Origin of the sequence: Pseudomonas sp. SIMBA_067, assembly GCF_046534675.1 — a bacterium.
Classification (GTDB): domain Bacteria; phylum Pseudomonadota; class Gammaproteobacteria; order Pseudomonadales; family Pseudomonadaceae; genus Aquipseudomonas; species Aquipseudomonas putida.
In genome coordinates, this window is sequence record NZ_JAWRYH010001361.1 from 1 (window position 1) to 235 (window position 235).

Below are 235 nucleotides of genomic sequence, written 5' to 3' on the forward strand. Positions count from 1 at the left end.
GACAAATTTGATGAAGGAGAAGTTAAATACCGGCTTAAGGAAGCTGGTGTTTTAGATAAACTTCATGGTGAGCTTGGTAGTGATAAAATCACTGATTTTATATTAAGTTTTTTTGATAGTGTTAACGGGGATGTTCCACAGGAATTAAGCATATTAGGTAGCGACTACATCATAGGTATGCCATTACATCATAATAAACGAGAAATTCTATTTCATAAATTTATCTTAATTAGAG

Annotated in this window: 1 protein-coding gene; it reads left to right on the forward strand. The window is 31.9% G+C overall.

All coding sequences use genetic code 11. The features are described 5' to 3' along the window. Window positions 1-235: hypothetical protein (locus tag SB765_RS33790; RefSeq protein ID WP_410933056.1), on the forward strand; the 235-nt coding region annotated here is incomplete at both ends.